Source organism: Marinomonas rhizomae, from assembly GCF_003315485.1.
GTDB classification, from domain to species: Bacteria; Pseudomonadota; Gammaproteobacteria; order Pseudomonadales; family Marinomonadaceae; genus Marinomonas; species Marinomonas rhizomae.
Window position 1 is genome coordinate 172662 of record NZ_QNSE01000005.1, and the last position, 19201, is coordinate 191862.

At 44.7% G+C, this 19201-nt stretch carries 19 protein-coding genes; 2 read left to right on the forward strand and 17 right to left on the reverse strand.

The annotated features are described in order from the left end of the window. Positions 1 to 41: 41 nt before the first annotated feature. Genes DFP80_RS07625 through DFP80_RS07685 form a run of 13 tightly spaced genes read right to left on the reverse strand, consistent with a single transcriptional unit; the run spans position 42 to position 10792 of the window. Entirely contained in the window at positions 42 to 407 is a 366-nt protein-coding gene (locus DFP80_RS07625) for a YbaN family protein (protein WP_241560237.1), read from the reverse strand. 39 nt (positions 408 to 446) lie between these two features. Then, a complete protein-coding gene (locus DFP80_RS07630) occupies positions 447 to 1010 on the reverse strand; it encodes a TadE/TadG family type IV pilus assembly protein (protein ID WP_113916209.1) in 564 nt (187 codons plus the stop codon). Next, positions 1010 to 1495 (reverse strand): TadE/TadG family type IV pilus assembly protein, encoded by a 486-nt coding sequence (locus DFP80_RS07635; protein WP_013663220.1) that lies wholly within the window; start codon positions 1493 to 1495, stop codon positions 1010 to 1012. Before DFP80_RS07635 ends, DFP80_RS07630 begins: the two co-directional genes overlap by 1 nt. Next, a complete protein-coding gene (locus DFP80_RS07640; protein WP_113916210.1) occupies positions 1495 to 2382 on the reverse strand; it encodes a tetratricopeptide repeat protein in 888 nt (295 codons plus the stop codon). Before DFP80_RS07640 ends, DFP80_RS07635 begins: the two co-directional genes overlap by 1 nt. A gap of 2 nt (positions 2383 to 2384) precedes the next feature. Then, complete coding sequence (locus DFP80_RS07645) at positions 2385 to 3335, reverse strand: type II secretion system F family protein (RefSeq protein WP_113916211.1); 951 nt, start codon at positions 3333 to 3335, stop codon at positions 2385 to 2387. Further along, positions 3332 to 4315 carry a type II secretion system F family protein gene (locus DFP80_RS07650; protein WP_013663217.1) on the reverse strand — a complete coding sequence of 328 codons (984 nt, stop codon included), beginning with the start codon at positions 4313 to 4315 and terminating at the stop codon, positions 3332 to 3334. Before DFP80_RS07650 ends, DFP80_RS07645 begins: the two co-directional genes overlap by 4 nt. Beyond that, entirely contained in the window at positions 4316 to 5683 is a 1368-nt protein-coding gene (locus DFP80_RS07655; RefSeq protein ID WP_113916212.1) for a TadA family conjugal transfer-associated ATPase, read from the reverse strand. Further along, on the reverse strand, positions 5680 to 6924 hold the full coding sequence (locus tag DFP80_RS07660) for a CpaE/TadZ family protein (protein WP_113916213.1): 1245 nt from the start codon (positions 6922 to 6924) through the stop codon (positions 5680 to 5682). The genes DFP80_RS07655 and DFP80_RS07660 overlap by 4 nt, the downstream gene beginning before the upstream one ends. Positions 6925 to 6939: 15 nt before the next feature. Continuing rightward, positions 6940 to 7614 carry a CpaD family pilus assembly protein gene (locus DFP80_RS07665; RefSeq protein ID WP_113916214.1) on the reverse strand — a complete coding sequence of 225 codons (675 nt, stop codon included), beginning with the start codon at positions 7612 to 7614 and terminating at the stop codon, positions 6940 to 6942. Positions 7615 to 7630: 16 nt separating this feature from the next. Then, positions 7631 to 9016: a type II and III secretion system protein family protein gene (locus tag DFP80_RS07670; RefSeq protein WP_113916215.1), complete on the reverse strand. Its 1386-nt coding sequence runs from the start codon at positions 9014 to 9016 to the stop codon at positions 7631 to 7633. A gap of 47 nt (positions 9017 to 9063) precedes the next feature. Continuing rightward, positions 9064 to 10011, reverse strand: coding sequence for a Flp pilus assembly protein CpaB (cpaB, locus tag DFP80_RS07675; RefSeq protein ID WP_113916216.1), 948 nt, complete (start codon positions 10009 to 10011; stop codon positions 9064 to 9066). An 18-nt stretch (positions 10012 to 10029) separates the two neighbouring features. Then, positions 10030 to 10578: an A24 family peptidase gene (locus tag DFP80_RS07680; RefSeq protein WP_113916217.1), complete on the reverse strand. Its 549-nt coding sequence runs from the start codon at positions 10576 to 10578 to the stop codon at positions 10030 to 10032. Positions 10579 to 10594: 16 nt separating this feature from the next. Then, positions 10595 to 10792 carry a Flp family type IVb pilin gene (locus DFP80_RS07685; protein ID WP_013663210.1) on the reverse strand — a complete coding sequence of 66 codons (198 nt, stop codon included), beginning with the start codon at positions 10790 to 10792 and terminating at the stop codon, positions 10595 to 10597. A 363-nt stretch (positions 10793 to 11155) separates the two neighbouring features. Between DFP80_RS07685 and DFP80_RS07690 the strand changes: the two genes are divergently transcribed. Next, on the forward strand, positions 11156 to 11821 hold the full coding sequence (locus tag DFP80_RS07690; RefSeq protein ID WP_113916218.1) for a response regulator transcription factor: 666 nt from the start codon (positions 11156 to 11158) through the stop codon (positions 11819 to 11821). Between the two features lie 3 nt (positions 11822 to 11824). After that, a complete protein-coding gene (locus tag DFP80_RS07695; protein ID WP_113916219.1) occupies positions 11825 to 13201 on the forward strand; it encodes a sensor histidine kinase in 1377 nt (458 codons plus the stop codon). Here DFP80_RS07695 and DFP80_RS07700 read toward each other — a convergent pair. The 4 genes from DFP80_RS07700 to DFP80_RS07715 are packed head-to-tail and all read right to left on the reverse strand — an operon-like array spanning position 13198 to position 19177. Continuing rightward, positions 13198 to 15318, reverse strand: coding sequence for an efflux RND transporter periplasmic adaptor subunit (locus DFP80_RS07700; RefSeq protein WP_113916220.1), 2121 nt, complete (start codon positions 15316 to 15318; stop codon positions 13198 to 13200). The two genes, DFP80_RS07695 and DFP80_RS07700, sit on opposite strands and share 4 nt — an antisense overlap. Positions 15319 to 15324: 6 nt before the next feature. Then, positions 15325 to 16674, reverse strand: coding sequence for an efflux RND transporter periplasmic adaptor subunit (locus DFP80_RS07705; protein ID WP_113916221.1), 1350 nt, complete (start codon positions 16672 to 16674; stop codon positions 15325 to 15327). Next, positions 16671 to 17486, reverse strand: coding sequence for an efflux RND transporter periplasmic adaptor subunit (locus tag DFP80_RS07710; RefSeq protein ID WP_113916222.1), 816 nt, complete (start codon positions 17484 to 17486; stop codon positions 16671 to 16673). The genes DFP80_RS07705 and DFP80_RS07710 overlap by 4 nt, the downstream gene beginning before the upstream one ends. Next, positions 17483 to 19177: a TolC family protein gene (locus DFP80_RS07715; protein WP_113916223.1), complete on the reverse strand. Its 1695-nt coding sequence runs from the start codon at positions 19175 to 19177 to the stop codon at positions 17483 to 17485. The genes DFP80_RS07710 and DFP80_RS07715 overlap by 4 nt, the downstream gene beginning before the upstream one ends. Positions 19178 to 19201 lie beyond the last annotated feature (24 nt).

A 19201-nucleotide genomic window follows, 5' to 3' on the forward strand; every position in this document is an offset into this window, starting at 1 on the left:
CGCCACACTGAAAAAGCCATGCTCTTTATATTAAGAAAAACTCACAATTCTTCATCAATGTTAATTCGACTTGGCCGAGACCAAACTAAAATAAAACTAATACAGATACCAAACAAAGCAAAAACAACCAAAAGTTCATTAAGCTCGCTGTACAATAAAAAAACAACGCATAACAACATACTGATCGATGAAATGATTTTATTATTAAATGAAATCACTTTACCGTGCTTCCAGTTGTATAAAACAGGCCCCGTTAAACGGTTGGTGTGTAAGAAAGTATGAATTTTAGGCGATCCTTTTGCAGAAGACCAAGCACATAACAAAACAAACTCGGTTGCCGGAAAACCTGGGGTAATGACACCAAATATCGCCAGCCCTAAACTAATTACGGCGATTACTTGATACATAAATTGTTTACTTTTTGTCAGCACCTTGTTTCTTCGCCCTTATTCTTCATATTCCACACCGACTTCCCCAGAAAGTCTCTTATCCAACACAACAGAATGATAAAGCAGGCGATTTATGGACGTCGATTCCATTTTTTTACTGCCCAACAAACCACTGTTTATTATCAAATCATCATTGTAACGGCATAACTGAATAACTAAAAAGGAGGCCGTATTGCTATCGGGGTCTTCTTCTGGCATTTGATCTGAATAGTACTTCCCAGAGCTCTTTTCAGCACAGACATCGCTTATCTCTCCCCGCCTAATGGGCGACCAATCCATTGATCTATCTATATTGACCTTGGATACAATCAATTCATACTCTTCACCCACTGAGTTATCAATGATGTGTTCAATTAAATAGTCAAAACTGTCGGCATTCCACTCCTGCTGATTGGCCAAAATAGAAGCAAGATTATGAGATGCCTGCTCCATATCGCCCCTCATACGATTGATGTTGTATAAGTCGGTGCTTACTAACAATATTCCAAACATTATGGGGAGCGACAAAGCAAATTCAATAACGGTTGCCCCGCTTTCGTTGGCTAAAAAGCGTCGGCGCATTAGGCTTCGTCTCCTAACAGATCGCCTAAAACGTGTCGGTATTCATGCTGGAATGAATCACCGAGGCCAAAAAACTGAGGCAATGGCGTTATAAAATTCTCATTTAGATACACACTAAAGTTAAGAATTGGCAAAGAGTAGTACGTATTTTCAGACTCTTTGACATCTGCAAATTCATTTAGGTTTGAGAATCGCTGTAATTCAATTTGAATACTGTCTTCATGAATCATATTAAATGAGTGCGCAATGATATTTTCACTTGTCGTGGTTTTTATCTCTTCTTCAGTTAAGGTATTAAACAGAGCATCTTCTCTAAAACTCTGCACACTTTGCTCAATAGAAACGTCAACTAAGGTAATAACAAGTGCGATTCTTGCCAGCTCAAAAAACATCATCAATATAAATAAAATCACGGGGAATATAAGAGCCACTTCGATTGAAACAACGGCATCTTTATTCCTTAAAAAATGCGCAATAGAGCCCATTAGTCCAGATCCTTTAATTGAATAGGCGTGTTGCTTAGCGCAAAAAGTTCAGTCTCGATGGCAACGCCATTTTCCACACGATGAAGAGAAGAGGAATATTGATCGAGTATTTGTTCCGTGTTTTGTTGAGGCAGTGCTTCTAGTAACACCTTCCTTGCCATGTCTTCTCTATGGTTAAAAACATACACCAAGGCCAAATTAAGACGAGTCGAAATGGCCATGTTATTGTGTTTTGTCCTTAATAAACTAATGGCTTTTTGATGTTTTCCCAGAGCGAGCCACGTTAGAGATAAGTTATTTACCACCAATTTACTTGATGGGGATAAGTCGATGGCTTTTTGTAGATGTTTTAAGGCTTCAGGAAAGTTTCCCTGCTTATTTAAAACAACGCCCATACCATTCAATGCGACAACACTGTTTGGGTTGGCCTGAAGAGCGCATTGAAAATTAGAGGAAGCCTGTTCGAACTGTGATAGCGCCAGATGAGCACGGCCCATGCCGACGCAAATTGCCTGCGTTTGTTCCGAAGTTATGTTGCCATCTAACGCCAATTCGGCGCGCTTAAACAAGGCAATGGCCTCCAGTGGAGGCAAAAAAGACGCAGATATGCTGGCATATTCCAATACAAAAGCGCCTTCTAATTGGCCTTTTTCATCCATATTTTCGTAGACTTCATAAGCGGCTTTATAGCGGCCATTGTCTCTTAATAAATGCGCCAATTTTAACGCTTCCTCTGCACTTTCTGCTTCGTAGGGCGCGTTCTCAATCACTGGTTCGCCGTCTTTTATCACTTGGCTGGAGCACCCAGCTAGCATTACTAACAAGAGTGCGGTTGCGGTTAGAGCGCCAAAACGGAATGAATTGTGAGTGTTTTTTATCAGTGACATTGTTAACTTCCTAGCATACGGATAATGCGAATCATGGCGGGCGTTCCCATCATGGCGATTACGGGAGGTAAAATGAAAACCATCAGCGGGACACTTAATTGAGCCGGTAACTTTCCCGCTTTCTCTTCCAACTCTAAAACCATGTTTTTTCTACTTTCTACCGAAATGGTACGTAGAGCCTGAGACAGGGGAGTGCCGTAACGTTCTGCTTGTATCAAGGTCGATACCATGGCTGCGACGTTATCGACACCACAGCGGTCGGCCAAATTCATTAACGCTTTTGATCGATCACTGAGGATTTGTAATTCAGCATGCGTATAACCGATCTCTTTGGCCAATTCCGGTGAGGAAAAAGCCAGTTCTTTAGAAACGGTTTTAAAAATACGCCCTAGGGGCAAACCTGCTTCCGCGCAAATGACCATCAAATCCAATGCATCCGGTAAACTGGATGACAATTTTCCTCCACGGCTGGCTGCGCGCATCTTTAACCAGATTTCTGCACTGAATGACGATAAAAAGAGAATGATCAAACTGCCTGCTAAAGCGCTTAAGCTGAGTCGGTCGCCTTTTTCTAATACAAAAAAGACAAACATTACCGATAAGAAAAGACCCACTGCCAGCTTGCCGAAGGTATAAAGTCCTAAGGATTGAGAATGTCTTAACCCCGCCATCAACAATAACTTTCTCGTTGCAAAACGATCGCTTTCGGTTCCGACCAATTCTTGGCCGATACGATCGATAGGAGCCAAGCATTTACGCCACCATGAGGTGGCCATATCGGCTTCAATCAAAAGAGAAGTTTCAAGTGCTGTAACCAAGACAGGATCTTGCTGTGACGCCAACCGCTCGGCCAACGTCTTAGGTTTGGTTCGCACATACAGAGCCAGTAAAACCATGCCCGCAGCGCACAGAAAAAAACCTATGAGTGCTGGGAGTATCATCTGTTCGTTCATCGAATCACCCGTTTGATCATAAAGTGCGTAATTGCCAATCCAGTCAGAACGCTGCCAAACGCATAGATCAAGACACTGTTTCCCGTGGGGTCGCTTAGCAAAAACTGAAAATCTTTGGGAGAATTGAAATACATATAGGCTAAGGATAAAGGCGCTAACATCGCCACAATCACCGCGGAGGCTCTCACTTCTGACGTTTTGGCGCGGATCTTCAGAGCCAATTCCTGACGTTCGCGTAATGTTTCAGAAAGACGCTCTAACGTATCACTCAGTCGTCCCCCGGCTTCTTGGTTAATCACCAAAATGACCGCAAAAAATCGATATTCATTAAGAGGCACGCGGATGGCGGAATCTTGCATTGCTTGACGCAATGACAACCCTAGCGACAACCATTTATCAATGAGGGCAAGTTCTTTTGCCAAGGGACCCGGTAAGTTGTTTGCAATGAGTCCAAATGCGTTGGTTGCAGGTACGCCCGCTTTTACGACACGTACAATGGAATCAATGGCCTGCGGTAAGTTTTGCTTAAATTCTTTTAAATGCTTCCCCATCGCATTGCGGTACAACAAAACAATAAGGGCGAAAAAGAACCCTAAGGACAACAACACACTGGCTCCAATGGGGAATTGACTGCTTTTGCCCAAGGTAAAACCCAGCAGCAAACAAGGCGTGGCTAATAGTGTGGCTCTAGAGCGCCATTTTTCTTGCCAACCGAGCAAGGAAAAATCAAGCCAAATACGGTTGATCCAGCCACCGATAATAGGCAAATCAAACCAAAACGATTCTGCATTGTTTCGCTTAATGTTCATCGACTCTTCAACGGCAGCACGTTGGTTCATGGTTAATTGCTGCTTCAATGAAGTCAGAAAGGCTTCGCTTTGTTTCGCTTTCTTGCGACTTTGAACGCCTAAATAGACCAGTAAAAATGCACCGAGAATTAAGCTGAAAATTACAACGGGAAGCAGGTTAAATGCGCTCATTTACTCAACGTCCTGAAAATAATGAGAATGAGTGGCATAGAACGCGGGCCGTTGACCTGAGGATACAAATTCCCCGACAATTTTACCCAACGAATCAACGCTGTCAGTTCGAAAGCCGAATATTTCTTGAGTTTGAATGACATCGTCTTCCATACCACACACTTCTGTCACAGAAACAATTCGACGAGAGCCATCTCGCATTCTTTCAACTTGTACGACCAAATCGACCGCACTCGCGATTTGTCGTCGTATGGCCTCTTGCGGCAACTGCATTCCCGCCATCATCACCATATTTTCAAGCCGCATAATGGCGTCTCGTGGGGTGTTTGCATGTACCGTACAAAGCGAGCCGTCATGTCCAGTGTTCATGGCTTGTAGCATGTCAAAACTTTCGCCACCTCGAACCTCACCCAAAATAATACGATCTGGTCGCATCCGTAACGCATTTCGCACTAAATCGCGTTGATCAACTTTCCCGGTTCCTTCCGCGCTGACAGGGCGAGTTTCTAAGCGCACCACGTGAATTTGTTGCAATTGAAGTTCGGCAGCATCTTCAATCGTGATGATTCGATCATCACCGCTGATCTCTTGAGATAAGGCGTTAAGAAGCGTTGTTTTACCTGCGCCCGTTCCGCCAGAAACAATGATGTTTAATTTACCCTGCATCGCTCTGCGCAGCACTGTCACCATACCAGTAGATAGGGCGTTTCCGCTTTCTAACACTTCTAATGACATGTTGCGGCGCATGAATTTCCGTATCGAAATTGATGTGCCATCAATCGCAAGAGGGTGCGTGATTATATTGACTCGACTGCCGTCCGCCAGACGCGCATCCACCATGGGTTGAGTTTCATCGATACGGCGGCCAACGGCTGCGGCAATCCGTTGCGCAATGTTCAATACATGCTCTTCGTCAATAAATCGGATGGTCGATAACTCAAGCTTTCCGTAGCGTTCAATAAACACTTGCCCAGCACCGTTTACCAAAATATCGTTCACGGAATCATCGGACAATAAAGGTTCAATTGGACCTATTCCAATCATTTCATGAAACATTTCACGGCAAATGGTTTGCTCATCATCGAGTGATAACTGCAATCTGTTGTGGTCACAGATGCCTCGAATGATCGATTCAATTTGTTGATTCAGTTGCTCGTGGCTTAGAGTGGCCGCTTTAATGGGGTCAATTTGCTCGTAGAGTTTCTGGCGAATCAAACGTTTATTCTTATAGTTTAAGTCGCTGGACTCATCTGCCATTTTAGACCGTGAAATTGGCTGATCATGCGGCTTGTCTGTGCTCCCCGATGGAGAGTGTTCGGGCGCTTTCTTTACCGTTTGCTTTTCTTTTAAAGCCGACTTAATGATCACAATCGTGCTCCTTTCAGGCGCAGCTTCTTGCTTGTGTTATTTGGTCGAAGTTTACTCAAAAAAGACGCCATAAAAGGAAGCGAAGAGGAGAGTTCTTGAGGTTCTTTCCCACATGCCAGATCCGTAAGGTGCAGCAAATGTCGTGTTAATTCAGGGAACGCGTCAAATGACAATTTACCTTGCAGTAGACTTTTACTTAAGCCGCCCCCCACAAAGGGCAGTTGCATGTCGATTTTTCGTCCCACAAATTCTTCAAAAGCGGTTTGAGTAATCACATCGACATTCTGTTGGCGACAGGTATTGCGCACTAATAAAATGCGCTGACCGTTTGACTCATCTCCGATTTCGTTGAGTAATCTCAGGGTATTTCTCGCATCGGCCACGGTCAGATCAACCAAGATAATGCGGGCTTGGCTGTGCTTTAAGACTTCTAATGATCCATAGGGTTGAGAAGAAGGTAAATCCCAAATCACTTGATTAAATATACGGCACAGCCCCGCCCCTAACAGCAACAGCTGATCGGTATCGTCGATGTCTTTTGCTTGATAGTTTGGTTGTTGTGCCAGTAGGCTCAAGCGACCGTCAATTTCTGTCATAGAGCGTTCTAGCAAACGCGAATCGATCCTGTCGGTCTGTAATACGCTGTCTAAGCCAGACTCGCCTTGCGCCCCTAGCATCAGATCAAGACAGCCATTTTTACGGTCAAAATCGACTAAAGCTGATTTAAAGTAGTGTTGATTTGAAAGCAATCTTCCCAATGCGTAGGCAACGAGTGATGTGCCGATTCCACCTGAAGACCCTGTGACAGAAATAGTGCGACCTGTGCCGAACGATTCACTTTCGTCGCCTCTGCGTGCCTTCTGGATCATTTTGGCCATCATGTCTAAAGGAGCGGGTTTCACCAAGTAATCAAACACCCCAATGGAGAGCAATGCGCGATATTGATCAATGCTCTGATCTGACCCCACGACAATCAGTTTGCTGGTGGGACTTGTTCGCTCGATCAGTTCGGCCACGGCGAGCAAAGGCGTGTTCACTTTATCGATATCCGCAAAAATAAGATGAGGAATGGCGTTGTGCTTACACCACTCATTAGCCGCTGAAATACCGCCAGAATGCACCACATCACTGGCGTACCCCAGCCTCACCAAACGATCACAGACGGCCGCTTTTTCTTCTTTTTGCGCAGTAAAATAGACGATTGAAGCCGCTTTCTCAGTTTGCATGTTTATATCACTCATCTTGCATCTCCAAGCTTAGTCTTCGTTGAAATCGATATCTAAAAGCGGTGTCACGTCAGATTCGTGATAACGTGTCATCGCTTCAACAGCATGAACACCATCAGCATCATCCAGTATCCTGCCACGAATGAGATCACGAGGGTCGGAAACCATCTGCGCAATATTGGCACGATTGGCACACCCCAGTGTTCCAATTGACTCATATGAATGTACTGACCAAGCTTGTGAATCCTCAATGCTGCAATCCTTTGTCACTACCACCATGGCTTCAGAGGTGAGCGACAGATCCCACTTGTCTTGTTTATCGTTTTCTAAATCAGGCTCGGTGGTCGTGGCTTGGTATTGAATGGGCAAAATCTTGAGCTTGCTTTCCTGAACACCCAGCGACAACAACGAATCTTTTAAATGCGAAGCGAATACATTGCCTTTGTCCGTATAAGGCTGGAGCCTAATGACTTGGCTGGATAAACGCCCTTGGTTTCGTAACAAAGCATTCACACCATCAAGAGCAGACTTTTTTAAACTCCCGTTTTCTTGTAACTGCAATGAAATAGACGAAACCGTTGGCTTTACGACAAACGCTGGAGTGCCTTTTTCCGCTTCAGAAGAACCATTTCGTAGACGATGAACGGTGTGATCACAGCCACTTAAAAAAAGTAAAAACACAATACTTATGGAAAAAATACGCATACTAGAACCCTCTTGATCAATATAAATAACCGGCCGATGCTAAAGGCGGTAAATGCGCGTCAATCGTGCTGATGCCTTGTGCCGGGGATTGAAGATTGTTGGCTGACGTAGGTTCGACAATATACGCCGTTGCAATAATGACCAGCTCCGTTTCTTCCTTTTGATTTATTTCCGTTTCAAACATGCGTCCTAGTACGGGAATACTGCGTAAGCCAGGGACGCCGCTTACCGTTTGACTGACACTGCTTCGAAGCATCCCGGCCAGCGCAAAACTTTGACCACTGGCAAGCTCAACGGTGGTATTCGCCCGTCGAACTTTAAAGGCTGGAATTGTTGTGTCATTAAGCACAACGGATCCATCATCCGATAGGTCACTGACTTCAGGGGCAATGTGCAAACTGATTCGATTGGGCGATAGGAGTGTTGGCGTCATGCGCATAATGACCCCATATTGTTTATATTCAATGGTTACGCTGTTGTTTGTCTGAATCACGATAGGCACTTCTCCGCCCACCGCAAATCCCGCTGTTTCACCCGACATGGCGGTCAAGTTAGGCTCTGCTAAAATACTCGCCATACCATCACTAGACAGCGCTGAAAGTACGCCACCCACGTCGCCTATGGTGCCGCCCAATACCCCATTGGTGATACCACTTCCATCGAAGACACCCGTTGAGGCATCGAATAAGCTACTGCCGTTACGGATAAAACCTGTGTTGTTGTCAAACAATGTATCCCAACTAAACCCTAAGCTGTGACTTAGGCTACGAGACACTTCAACGATTCGAACGCTGATGTTCACTTGCGAGGACAAGGCAACTTTAAGCTGATTAACAATTCGTAGACTTTGGTTACTCTGACCGCCCCGACCGTTTGCTGATGAGCTGGCTCCTAGATACGACTCCACACTGCTAATGACTTGTTTGGCTTGCTGCGGAGTTTGAACGGTTCCTCGAACAATTAATCCTTTATCTGTTGCTGGACCGACCTGAACTTCTGTTCCGGGAACCTCTTTTGCTACCTGACGGGTTAATCCCTCTAGGTCATAACCTGATGTTAACGTCACCGCAATAATCACATCGTTGCTTTCATCTAATGCATATAAGGTTGTGTCCCCCGGTGCTTTGGCAAACACGAAAACATTATCCGGTGAAGGCATTTGGAAGCTGGCCACTTGTGGATTGGCGATCAATACCTTTGACGCGGCTTTTGGCAAATTAAGCAATGTGCCTTGGTTTACGTGCAGCTTAACTTGACCACTGACAGCAACTTCTTCGAATCGAGACTCGGCGATACGACTATTGTTATCAGCGGGTTGATCCACATCATAGGTGGCAAAAGCGAGCGTTGACTGAACGCTGCAAACGGCAAACAATGTTAAAAAATAGTATTTGGAAAACATCAAAAAAATTCCATTGTAAAATTAACTAAGCGGTTCATGAGCCGCACTTAATTCATGAACTCTGCGGTATCTTGCTCTTCTCCTCGGAACATCAACACAGAGGTCATATCGTCGTCTTCCATTGGTTTGAAGCTGTCATAAATGTCAGTCACTTGCCCTAACGTGGTGACTTCACTTTGAGATTCTTTTGAATCTTTTTCAGGGGAGGTAGACAAGGCAAGGCCTTGACCTTGAACGCTTCTTAGCGCTAATTGCAATATCCCGACTTCGCGCGCAACGGTGAGCCGCTCAACGTCTTTGGGAAGCACTTCTAACGTGACGGTTTCGTAGGATTTACGCTTGTTTGAATCGGTTTTCTTCTCTTTCTTTGATTCGACTTTCTGTACTTTTTCTCGAAAGGCGTCCAGTGTGCCGTTCAGCGATAAGACACGGACATTTCGCAACAAGGTTTGCGAGGCCAATTTAGGAAGCTTAATAGTCGCGAGTGGATTGTTATCAGCCCCTTGCTCATAATCTCTTTTTAAACTCAAAATCACATCGACACGATCGCCACCTGAGATTAACCCTGCATTACTCGTTACTACATCAGCTGGTATCGCCACCGCTCTCATTCCCGGCTTTAATACTGATGCAATGAATCCAGGCTCACCCGGAGATACCAGCAAGTCGCTTTCTAATTCTGTTCCGGCTGGAATCGGTTGCGTTACGGTCGCGCCGTACAATTGGCTTTTTTCATCCAATCCTTTTAGGAAAAAAGCATCTTCTGGATACTGCTTGTCTGCAGCTCGCCACTCGATGGACGTTGCGTTCATAAAGTCCCCCGGCCTTAACGTATTTGACGCCACCAAAACCGCTCGATAATTGGGCTTTTTCGGCACAACTTTAGCCACCTTTTTTGGTGACGGCTCTGAAGTTAGAAGAGCGCTACTAAGAAGCGCTCCGCCCAATGCGAAAATCAGTGCACCAGACACAAAAAAAACAGATGAAGCTTTCATTTAACATTCACTCTTGTGTTAACGAAATAAAGGGCTTATGAGCACATAAAAATAGCCAACCGATATGGCCAGTCCATAGGGCAGTCCTTTCACCCCTTCACGGGAGAACGCAATAGGAGCCGGAATTCTTAAACCTGGATATCGTTCTGAAAGCTGCAATATGGCTTTCGCGCCAGCAAGCTCGATGAGCGAAATAAACGGCAAAAACAAGGCCAGCACGCCGCCCGCTAACGCCGTCACTACTAAAAACATCAGCTGCTGCTCAACGCCTACCCATAAGCATAAAATTGACATCAACTTAACGTCTCCTGCACCCATTTGACCGACCAAGAATAAGCAGAACCCCACCAGTAAAACGCCGACAGCCCCCAAACTCGTATAACCAAAATCCACTAATAGCGCAGATCTATTTTCGTCTGATATGATCAAAGATAGGGCGGCAGAAACCAGCCAAAGCACCAACAGCATCAACACCAAACGATTGTGTATACGTCGGTAAAATAGATCCGTCACAATGACCCACAAAGAGGCAAACGTCAGGATGACTGGCATGGCGAAATCAAACATGAAGGGTGTCAATTGCCTATTCTGTGCCAGGGTTGTTGGTGTTTGTAATCTGATCGGCGATCGAAGAAAAACGATCTTTTAGTGCCGTTACAAATACGCCGTCTGAACCAAATATGACACCGATGGCAGCCGCCATCGCCGCAGCAAGAATGCCGTACTCAATCGCTGTTACGCCGCGCTCGTCAGACAAAAAACGTTTTATGCTTGATTTCATCTCTTCCTCTCAATATCACAATAGTGGTTGTTCCTGAATCGAGACATATTAAGATTGATTCTCATTGGCGATACAATAGGCAAAGCATTAAGAATGCTTAATGAATAGAAGCTGGTTCTCTTTAGGTTGCCATTGGTAGGATGTGAGCATCAATTAATATGACTGAAGCCGAAATGAAATTAAGCACTTAAATTAATCAATATCTATCGATTACAAAGAGTTGAAATAAGTATTTGCAGTATTAGACAAAACGGCTTGTAAAGTTACGTTAAAATATTTATTGATAATAGTTATCATTATACTTTAAAATCTTCTGAATTGTTTTCTAATTCTATAAACTCAAACCCTACTGAGATAAATACTATGCGTATTCTGATTGTTGAAGATGATGTCTCTGTCAGTCATTGGATTAGCAGCAAACTGCATGCTTCAGGGCACACATGTAAATTAGTCGATAATGGAGAAGATGCCCTTAAGCTCATTAAAGAAGAAGTGTTTGATGTCATCTTGCTTGATCGTATCATCCCAAAAATCGATGGCATTCAACTGCTGGGCTTGTTGGCAAAGGAGTCTCATCCACCGGTTTTAATCTTATCCGCGAATGATCAGACCTCAGATCGTATTGAAGGTCTGAGAGCCGGAGCGGATGACTACCTAGGTAAGCCATTTGATTTTGCTGAATTACTTCTTCGTTTGGAAAGACTTTACTGCCGTACAAAACAAGTTGCATCTAGTAACTTTATAAAAATCAAAGACATGATCATTAATCTAGAGCTTCATGAAGTGACTCGCGACGGCCATCGAGTAGACCTCACCAACAAGGAATTCAAACTGCTTTATGTATTGGCTGAGCATCCAGGTCAGACAGTGACACGCAGTATGTTGCTTGAAAAAGCATGGGGCTACCACTTTGATCCACAGACCAATGTGCTGGATGTTCACTTGTCAAAACTTAGAAACAAATTAGATGGCGGCTCAAAAAATCCCATCATCCGAACCATTCGATCCGTCGGGTATGTATTAGGGTAAACTGTGTTTATAAAGCCATTACTTCATAGCAGCAGTTTTCGGCAAGCTGCGACCATTGCGTTTATTTGTTTACTTATTTCCTCTGCCGCCATACCCATTTGCGATCATGTTCTCAGCAATATTATGAAAAGCCATGTTCGCGGGATGATTTTTGAAAACCTTGAAAATAAAAAACTTAAAGGACTTTTTAACAACAGTAGATGGCTCGCTAATCAGCTCTCCACCGATTACCAACTAGACACTCGTAAAGACCATTTTTCATTCATTCTGGATAGCCAAGATCAGCTGATATATGGCCAACAGGCGATACTTACGCAAGCTCAAATTCTGATTTTGAGCGACAACCGGTCGAATGCCCCCAAAATTTTATCGTTAAAAAGCCAGCACAGTGAATTATTCGGGTTGTTGACTCCTCTGGCTGACGGCGGCCTTTACTTTAATGCCTATAACATTCAACCCATGCTGCAACAAACGCGCATTATTCCTTTGATGACAGGTGCAGGCTTGCTGGCCATCCAATTGTCGATCTTACTGATTAGTCTGCCTTTCAGTCTGCACAATCTCTTTCGCGTAAACCACATCATCGAAGTCTTAGAGCAGTATGCACAAGGCAAGCACGACGTTAGAGTCAACTATAAGAACAACGGTGATGAGTTTGGCCAATTGGGTAAAGAAATTAATTTGGTTCTCAGTCGCACCGAAACATTAATGGGCGAGGTACGTACCATTACTAGCCATGTTGCCCATGAACTGAGAACGCCATTAACCCGCTTACAACATAAACTCATCAACTTGTCTGAAAAAACCGATGAGCACGAGCTTCAGGAGCTGGAAGAGGCGATTAAAGAAACAGAACAAATCCAGAGGTTATTTCGTTCAATTATGCGTTTGTCTGAGGTTGAAACAGGACAAGTCAGTCATCAAAAAAATAAAATAAATGCATACGACATACTCCATGAAGCGTATGAGTACTATCTACCTCTGGCAGAAAACCTCGATATTCAATTAAACATAGTGGCCAATAAAAAATACCATTTTTATGCGGATAAGATCTTAATTTTTCAGGCCATTGCCAACCTATTAGATAATGCTCTCAAGTATGCGCCTAACAGTAAAATCATCACTCTTAGCATAGAATCTTCATTAGGTAACACCCTTATCAAGGTGTCTGATCAAGGAAAAGGGATCGCCGAAGAAGATCAATCTGTTGTCACCAAGCGCTTCAAACGGCTCACCAGTAAACAAGATGTTTTTGGTCATGGTTTGGGACTCACTCTAGTTCAAGCTATCACCACTTTGCATAATGGCGAGTTAACGCTAATCAATAATCATCCGGGATTAACCGTCTGCATCGCACTTCACTCTAATGAAATAAACTAGAACGAAGATTCCCTAACAAGGACTGAGACCACTCTTTTCACAAGCTGACTCAATAGACTTTCTGCCTTGGCATTAATATAGACTTCACCCCGTATTACCCAATTTGGCGAAACCGCATTAGGTTCTGTTGGTGTTAGAAAAGCCCGATAGACCGCTTCCTCAGCGATAGGAATTGGGTCATTTTTAGCGTTGCTAGCCGCCACTCTTCCGCCATAAACCGAAGCTAATTCCGGTGCAGAAGTTAATTTAGTCGAAGCAATATTTTCAACACCTTCTAAGAATAGAGACATCTTCGGATAAGAAAGGCTTTCGGGGATAAAATACGCGGCAGAATCGACCTTAATTCGATTGAGATCGCTTTCCTTTATATAAGCTTCGACGGTATTTGATCGGGTATTAACAAGCATGCCTAACCCTTCCCCTGCGGCCAGCCAATCGCCTTCCTGATGCAGATTGGATTGCCTCATCACGACGCCCTCAAAGGGCGCGGTTAGGGTTAACTGTGCCAATTGTTGGTTGATTAGCGTTAAACGCTGGTTGGCTGTCACAAGCTCCTCGTTAAGCACCTTCACACTGGCGGAAGCGTTCGGACTGAATGGATTAACATCGGCTTGTTTTTGCAATCGAGTAATACGCAACGTCAACCTATCCGCTGCTTGATTCAGCTCCGGCGAAACAAATTCAAATAGCTTTTGCCCTTTCTTTACGGTCTGATGAGACTTAACAAATGAACGATGCAGCTGCGCGTTTGCAGGAACGTATAGGTTAAACTGTTGAGAAGATCGCATCACAGCAGGCGCACCGACTTGGCTTTGCCATGGGTAACACAATACAAATAACAGTAAGGCCAACAGTGTCAGACTGCATACGGTGTTTTTATTCCAACTCATAATACTTCTCTTCTGCTGCCAAACTTTCAATTCTTTGAATACAGGCAATACAATAAACACCCACAATTCCACGATAAATAAAGCAATACCCAATAACTTAAACGCAAAGTGGTAGACCATAAGGGCGATGCCGACGTATAAAAACAATCGATACAACCAGGTGACAAGCGTATAACTCAACAATACTCTCTGCATTTGTACAGAGAAAATCTCGGGTGGCGATTGATTAAACGCAAAAATCCATTCTCTAATCTTCCACCGAGTGAAAGCAAAAGCTCTGGGTTGTAAGTTTGCTATTCCAAGAAAATCGGATAACAAAAAATACCCATCAAAACGCATAAAGGGGCTTAAATTAATCAGTAAGGATAAGATCCAAGTCGTCGTAGCCAACATAAAGGCAAGGCTCTTGCCCGTTCCTTCTGGCATAAAACTCCAGAACAACAGTGCCCAAGCACCCACTAACAATTCAACGATGACGCCAGCCGCACCAATCAGCATCCTTTGCCCTTTACTTTTTAATCGCCAAGCACTCGATGTGTCTGTGTATAAAACAGGCCACAGTACGAGCAAAGCAACCCCCATTGTTGCAACCTTTCCACCGTAATGTTTGCAAGTATAGGCATGCCCTAACTCATGCAACGACTTAGTGAAAAAAAGCGCCAACACAAGGGCTAACATGCCTTCAAAAGAAAAAAAGTGCATATAAGTGTGCGTAAACGCTTGCCATTGGCGGCTCACTAAAAAGAGCCCTAGAACAGCCGCAAGTACAGAGAGAAATATAAATAACCGACTGAAAAAGAACCGCGCTAAAGGCAAAGTAAGCGCTAAAAAAGCATCAGGGCGACATAGGGGAACGCGCATGAATAAATAATGGCGTAATAGCCATCGAATAGGGTTTATTGAATCCCATTTCGCTTCGTTCTCAGGCTTGGCGAGACGCGTATTTATCAATAAATGGCGACCCTGCAAAAAATTATAAAAGGCCTTCACATCCTCTACTGAGACAAGCAAAGTCAAGTGCTGGCAAATATCCTCAGCAATCGCTTGAGCACTGTTCAGCGACCAGCGTGCTAGCATCTCCATTTCATGCCAACCGAGACGATAAAATTGCCCACTGATTGGATCTTCTAGTGTCCAAGTCGGCGCACCGAATGCATCTTCTGGCGCTTCGAAGAGTTTCAGATCTTCTCTTAACGGAGCCCATTCTGTCGCCGTTGCATCAAGCATGATTGACTACCAACTTAACCAAATACGCAGCTTGGTGAGCGGCTTTCTAAACACATAGTAAAACAGAGACGTTTGCTCCCCATATAACTTTGCTAAGCCCTTTTTTCCTAACCTGAGCGTCGCATTATCATTCACAAATACTGCTGTAAGGTGTAAAGCATATTGCCCATCTTGAGTAGGCCGGGCTTGGTAATCAATGCTCCGAACCTGCGCTTTAATTGGCGCACTAGGGTTGCTATCGAGAAAATATTTCACACTAGAGCCTGCTGTGATTCCAATCACATCTTCCAGGGGTAAGCGCACCTCAAGCTCGATCTCATCCGGATTGGCGATGGTCATGAGAGGTTCACCAAGTGTCATGGGCTTGCCCAGCCAGTCGCCCGCATCATCAAAAATAGCGACGCCACTGTGAGGTGCTCTAAATTCTGTGCGGCGTAGCTGATCCTGCAAGTAGTTCATATCCGATTTGGCTTGCAGAAGTTTGCCTTCTAGAATGGCCAGAGTCGCCTTCCTCTGCTCATCAATGAACGACTGCTGTTGGGCCATTCTCAACTCAGCACCGGTTACCACATAAGTCTGATGTGCGCTTTCTAATTCTTGTGTTAATGCTTGAGCATCCAGCTTAGCGACCAGTTGACCTTGCTTAACCTGTTCATTGGGTTTAACCAATAGCTCGCTGATTACGCCTTCAATGGGGGCTCTTAACACACTTGGCTGCTGCGGTACGATATCCGCCGGAGCGATAACAGATTGTTGAACAGGGAGTGATAAAACCCCAATCGTCGCAAGCAGGCCCAGCAACCACCACAGTGCGGATTTTTTCCGCTGCCCTTTGGGCTTTTTAGCGCCAGTTAACCCAATCCAAGCGTGGCCGTAGGCTTCTAGAAGAAAGCCTAATAGCTTTTTATCTCGTAGGTTTAGCGGGGTTGATCTCGATAATAATAAAGCCCCGATTAAATCCCCCTTGGCAGATTTAATCGGGAGCCAAATGAATCGTGTAGAAAAGTATTCCGAACCTTGTTTTGCATCTTCAGGACTTAAATCTGCCACTTCAATAGCATGGATTCTATCGGCTTTCTCTGTTTTCGCGATCCCAGATAACACACGATTTAACCAGCTGCAAAACGGGGCATTGGAATCGACATCAACTAAGCCTGATGCGCCTTCTACTTTTTTAGAGCCAAACATCCACAACACACTTTGCTGAAAAGGCACTAATAACTGCGTGTCATTAAGGCAGATAAATTGCCATTCTTGTAAATTTTTCGCGCCCCGTATTTTTTGCTCTAACTGCACTAACGTGAGCAGCGTTTCCTCTACCGTAACGGCCTTTTGATCCTTTAGGCTGATCGTCATCTCACGCTCTCAGTTGTTGATGTCCATTGAGACGGATCGAAATAAGCGTTGCCACTCATTCCGGGAATGAGGCGCACATTTGGCGTCTTTAGGATCTCCCCAAACACCGTAAAAGACTGACTAAGCGGGTCTATGACTGCGCCTAAACGCGTTACCTTGGCGTTATACATTTGTTGCGTTTCGTCCAATTTAACTTGGAAGGCGTGCCCAATTTTTATATCGCTAATCCAACGAGATGGGACTATTAAAGCGACCTCAAAGACTTTGCTGTTGTAGACTTCAAGAATCGATTCGCCTTCCGATACAAACTCGCCTTGCTGTACTAAACGTTTAACCACACGACCATGAAAAGGGGCGTAAACGCCGCATCGGCTGACCATTATTTCACCAATACGACGCTCGGCTTGCGCCATCAAGGCATCGGATTCAGCTTGATTGACTTCCATCACACTGATTGACTGCAAATTGTCTAAGCGCTTAGCAACGGCTCGCTTTTGTTCGGCGGCTTGCGCCGCCGCTTTGGCATAATCCAGCTTGGCTTTATAAATGTCACAATCAAACTCAACAAGCGTTTGCCCCTTTTTAAAACTTTGGCCTTCTTTTAAGGTCAGTGTTTTAATCCGACCAGAGAGCTGGCTGGATAGCACCGCTCTGTCTTTGGCGTTCAACTGCACTCGAATAGTCGGCTGAGATACCCACTTCGCGCCACGCGGTTCATTGTCTTTTAACAAGGTGTTTGCATTTAAGACACCGCTTAACATCATGCCAAGGACAAGCGTAACACGTGACCTTGTTCGACAATAAACACTCATGGCTGGACGTAATTCGTATAATCAATAATGGCCGTTTCTTGTAAAGAATCGCCAGTGGACAGCATCACCAGTTGTGGCTTCGATGCCTCTTCTTTTTTCGGTTCAGTGTCGGCCTTTTCATATTGATCTGACATGCTGCCTAACGCGCTGTTCAGAGCAACACGTGACACAAGCGTTTCGTCTGAAATGCGGCCTTGCTGAAGTAATGCATCTTGATGTGCAATTGACGCTGATAAGGTTTCAACACTGGTGTCTGCAATGGATTTTGGTAATGGATCAAGCCCAGCGGCTTTGTAAATCGCGCCATATGCACTTTGCATCATAGCGAAGCTTTGATCTCGGTTACGTTTCGCCAACACGCTTTCTGTCGCGATGCGGACACGTTCAACCAAAGATTGGGTGTTATTTTGATACGCTCCCGTACTTTGCACAAAAATGGCGTCTTGAATCCTCGACAGCTCAGCCGTGCGTTGAAATTGATTATCGGCCTGTTTGTACTGTTGCCATGCGAGGTTAACCTGAGTTAGAACCGCCATTCTCAATGCTTGACGACGTAAATCTGCAATTTTTTCTTTTGCTTCACCAACGCTTTTTACATCGCTATAGGAAAACGCACTGAGTAGATTCCAACTAACTTGGACACCTGCATCGGCCCAATCATTGTTCAAGGAGTAACTGTTACTATTGTAGTGAGCACCGACAAACAAAGATGCGCCGGGCAACAAACGCATTAGTGAAGAGCGCGTCTCTAAGACCGTGTTTCTTGCTCGATAAGCCTCTTCATTGATTTCTGGTCGATTGACCATGGAAAGTGTCTCAAGCTCTTCCAGCTGATAAGGCAGCGCTAAAGGCTGAGTACTTTGAGAGGCTAGCTCATATTGCGTTGCGGGTGGAAGGTTCATTAAACCTGCTAAACGAGATTTGGACGCCGCTAGATCGCCTTCCAGCGTTTCCAAACGACTGATCATTTCGAGCAAGCTTTTCTGATATTTCAAGGATTCTAATGGCGAAATCAAACGCTCAGCGGCGGTTTGCTTGGAGGTTTCTAACGCACTGTAGGCGTCTTTTAACGTACGTTTTACCAGCGGCTGAAGCTCTTGAGCTTTCACCGCCTCCCAATACGCACCTCGGACATTTTGAATAATATCGGCGACCACACTGCGACGTCTTTCTTCTGCGGCTAGGACATTATTCGCCTGCGCTTTCGAGCCAAAATACCCAATCCCAAAGTCCAAAACATTCCAAGAAACGCTTAAATCCGCCGATGACGATTGCTTATCTTGGCTAGTAGAAGACACCAAGGACTCGGTGCCTGTAGCAATCGACTTGCTCGATGATGCGGCTTCGTTATTTCGTGCTGTCCACCCTGCACTGGCGGCCACTTTTGGCAACATATCAAAGCTTTGCAGCCCCAAAATATTGTCTTGCGCCAATTTTTCCATCAAGGCGAGACGTTCTTTAAGGTTGTATTTAACGGCTCTCGCCATAGCTTCTTCAAGGCTGATTGGCTGTGTAATTGGCTCTTGATCCTGAAACATGGCTTTTCGGTCTGCGTCCACCAATGCTAATTTTTGCTCAAACGTAATGGGCGTTGGTGTGACAGAGCAGGCCGTCAGACTGAATAAAATGGCACCTGCAACCGCCGTACGATGTAACGTTTTATACTCTAATACTTTGCTTTTTATAGTCACGTTATAAACCTTTTAATTCCATCA

Bases quoted from the DNA above. Each gene is read 5' to 3' on its own strand.
- DFP80_RS07660 (WP_113916213.1), bottom strand. From the start codon at position 6,924: ATGAGTGATATAAACATGCAAACTGAGAAAGCGGCTTCAATCGTCTAT.
- DFP80_RS07680 (WP_113916217.1), bottom strand. From the start codon at position 10,578: ATGTTTGATTTCGCCATGCCAGTCATCCTGACGTTTGCCTCTTTGTGG.
- DFP80_RS07685 (WP_013663210.1), bottom strand. From the start codon at position 10,792: ATGAAATCAAGCATAAAACGTTTTTTGTCTGACGAGCGCGGCGTAACA.
- DFP80_RS07710 (WP_113916222.1), bottom strand. From the start codon at position 17,486: ATGAGTGTTTATTGTCGAACAAGGTCACGTGTTACGCTTGTCCTTGGC.
- DFP80_RS07705 (WP_113916221.1), bottom strand. From the start codon at position 16,674: ATGACGATCAGCCTAAAGGATCAAAAGGCCGTTACGGTAGAGGAAACG.
- DFP80_RS07700 (WP_113916220.1), bottom strand. From the start codon at position 15,318: ATGCTTGATGCAACGGCGACAGAATGGGCTCCGTTAAGAGAAGATCTG.
- DFP80_RS07635 (WP_013663220.1), bottom strand. From the start codon at position 1,495: ATGGGCTCTATTGCGCATTTTTTAAGGAATAAAGATGCCGTTGTTTCA.
- DFP80_RS07625 (WP_241560237.1), bottom strand. From the start codon at position 407: ATGTATCAAGTAATCGCCGTAATTAGTTTAGGGCTGGCGATATTTGGT.
- DFP80_RS07645 (WP_113916211.1), bottom strand. From the start codon at position 3,335: ATGAACGAACAGATGATACTCCCAGCACTCATAGGTTTTTTTCTGTGC.
- cpaB (WP_113916216.1), bottom strand. From the start codon at position 10,011: ATGAAAGCTTCATCTGTTTTTTTTGTGTCTGGTGCACTGATTTTCGCA.
- DFP80_RS07640 (WP_113916210.1), bottom strand. From the start codon at position 2,382: ATGTCACTGATAAAAAACACTCACAATTCATTCCGTTTTGGCGCTCTA.
- DFP80_RS07690 (WP_113916218.1), top strand. From the start codon at position 11,156: ATGCGTATTCTGATTGTTGAAGATGATGTCTCTGTCAGTCATTGGATT.
- DFP80_RS07670 (WP_113916215.1), bottom strand. From the start codon at position 9,016: ATGTTTTCCAAATACTATTTTTTAACATTGTTTGCCGTTTGCAGCGTT.
- DFP80_RS07665 (WP_113916214.1), bottom strand. From the start codon at position 7,614: ATGCGTATTTTTTCCATAAGTATTGTGTTTTTACTTTTTTTAAGTGGC.
- DFP80_RS07650 (WP_013663217.1), bottom strand. From the start codon at position 4,315: ATGAGCGCATTTAACCTGCTTCCCGTTGTAATTTTCAGCTTAATTCTC.
- DFP80_RS07630 (WP_113916209.1), bottom strand. From the start codon at position 1,010: ATGCGCCGACGCTTTTTAGCCAACGAAAGCGGGGCAACCGTTATTGAA.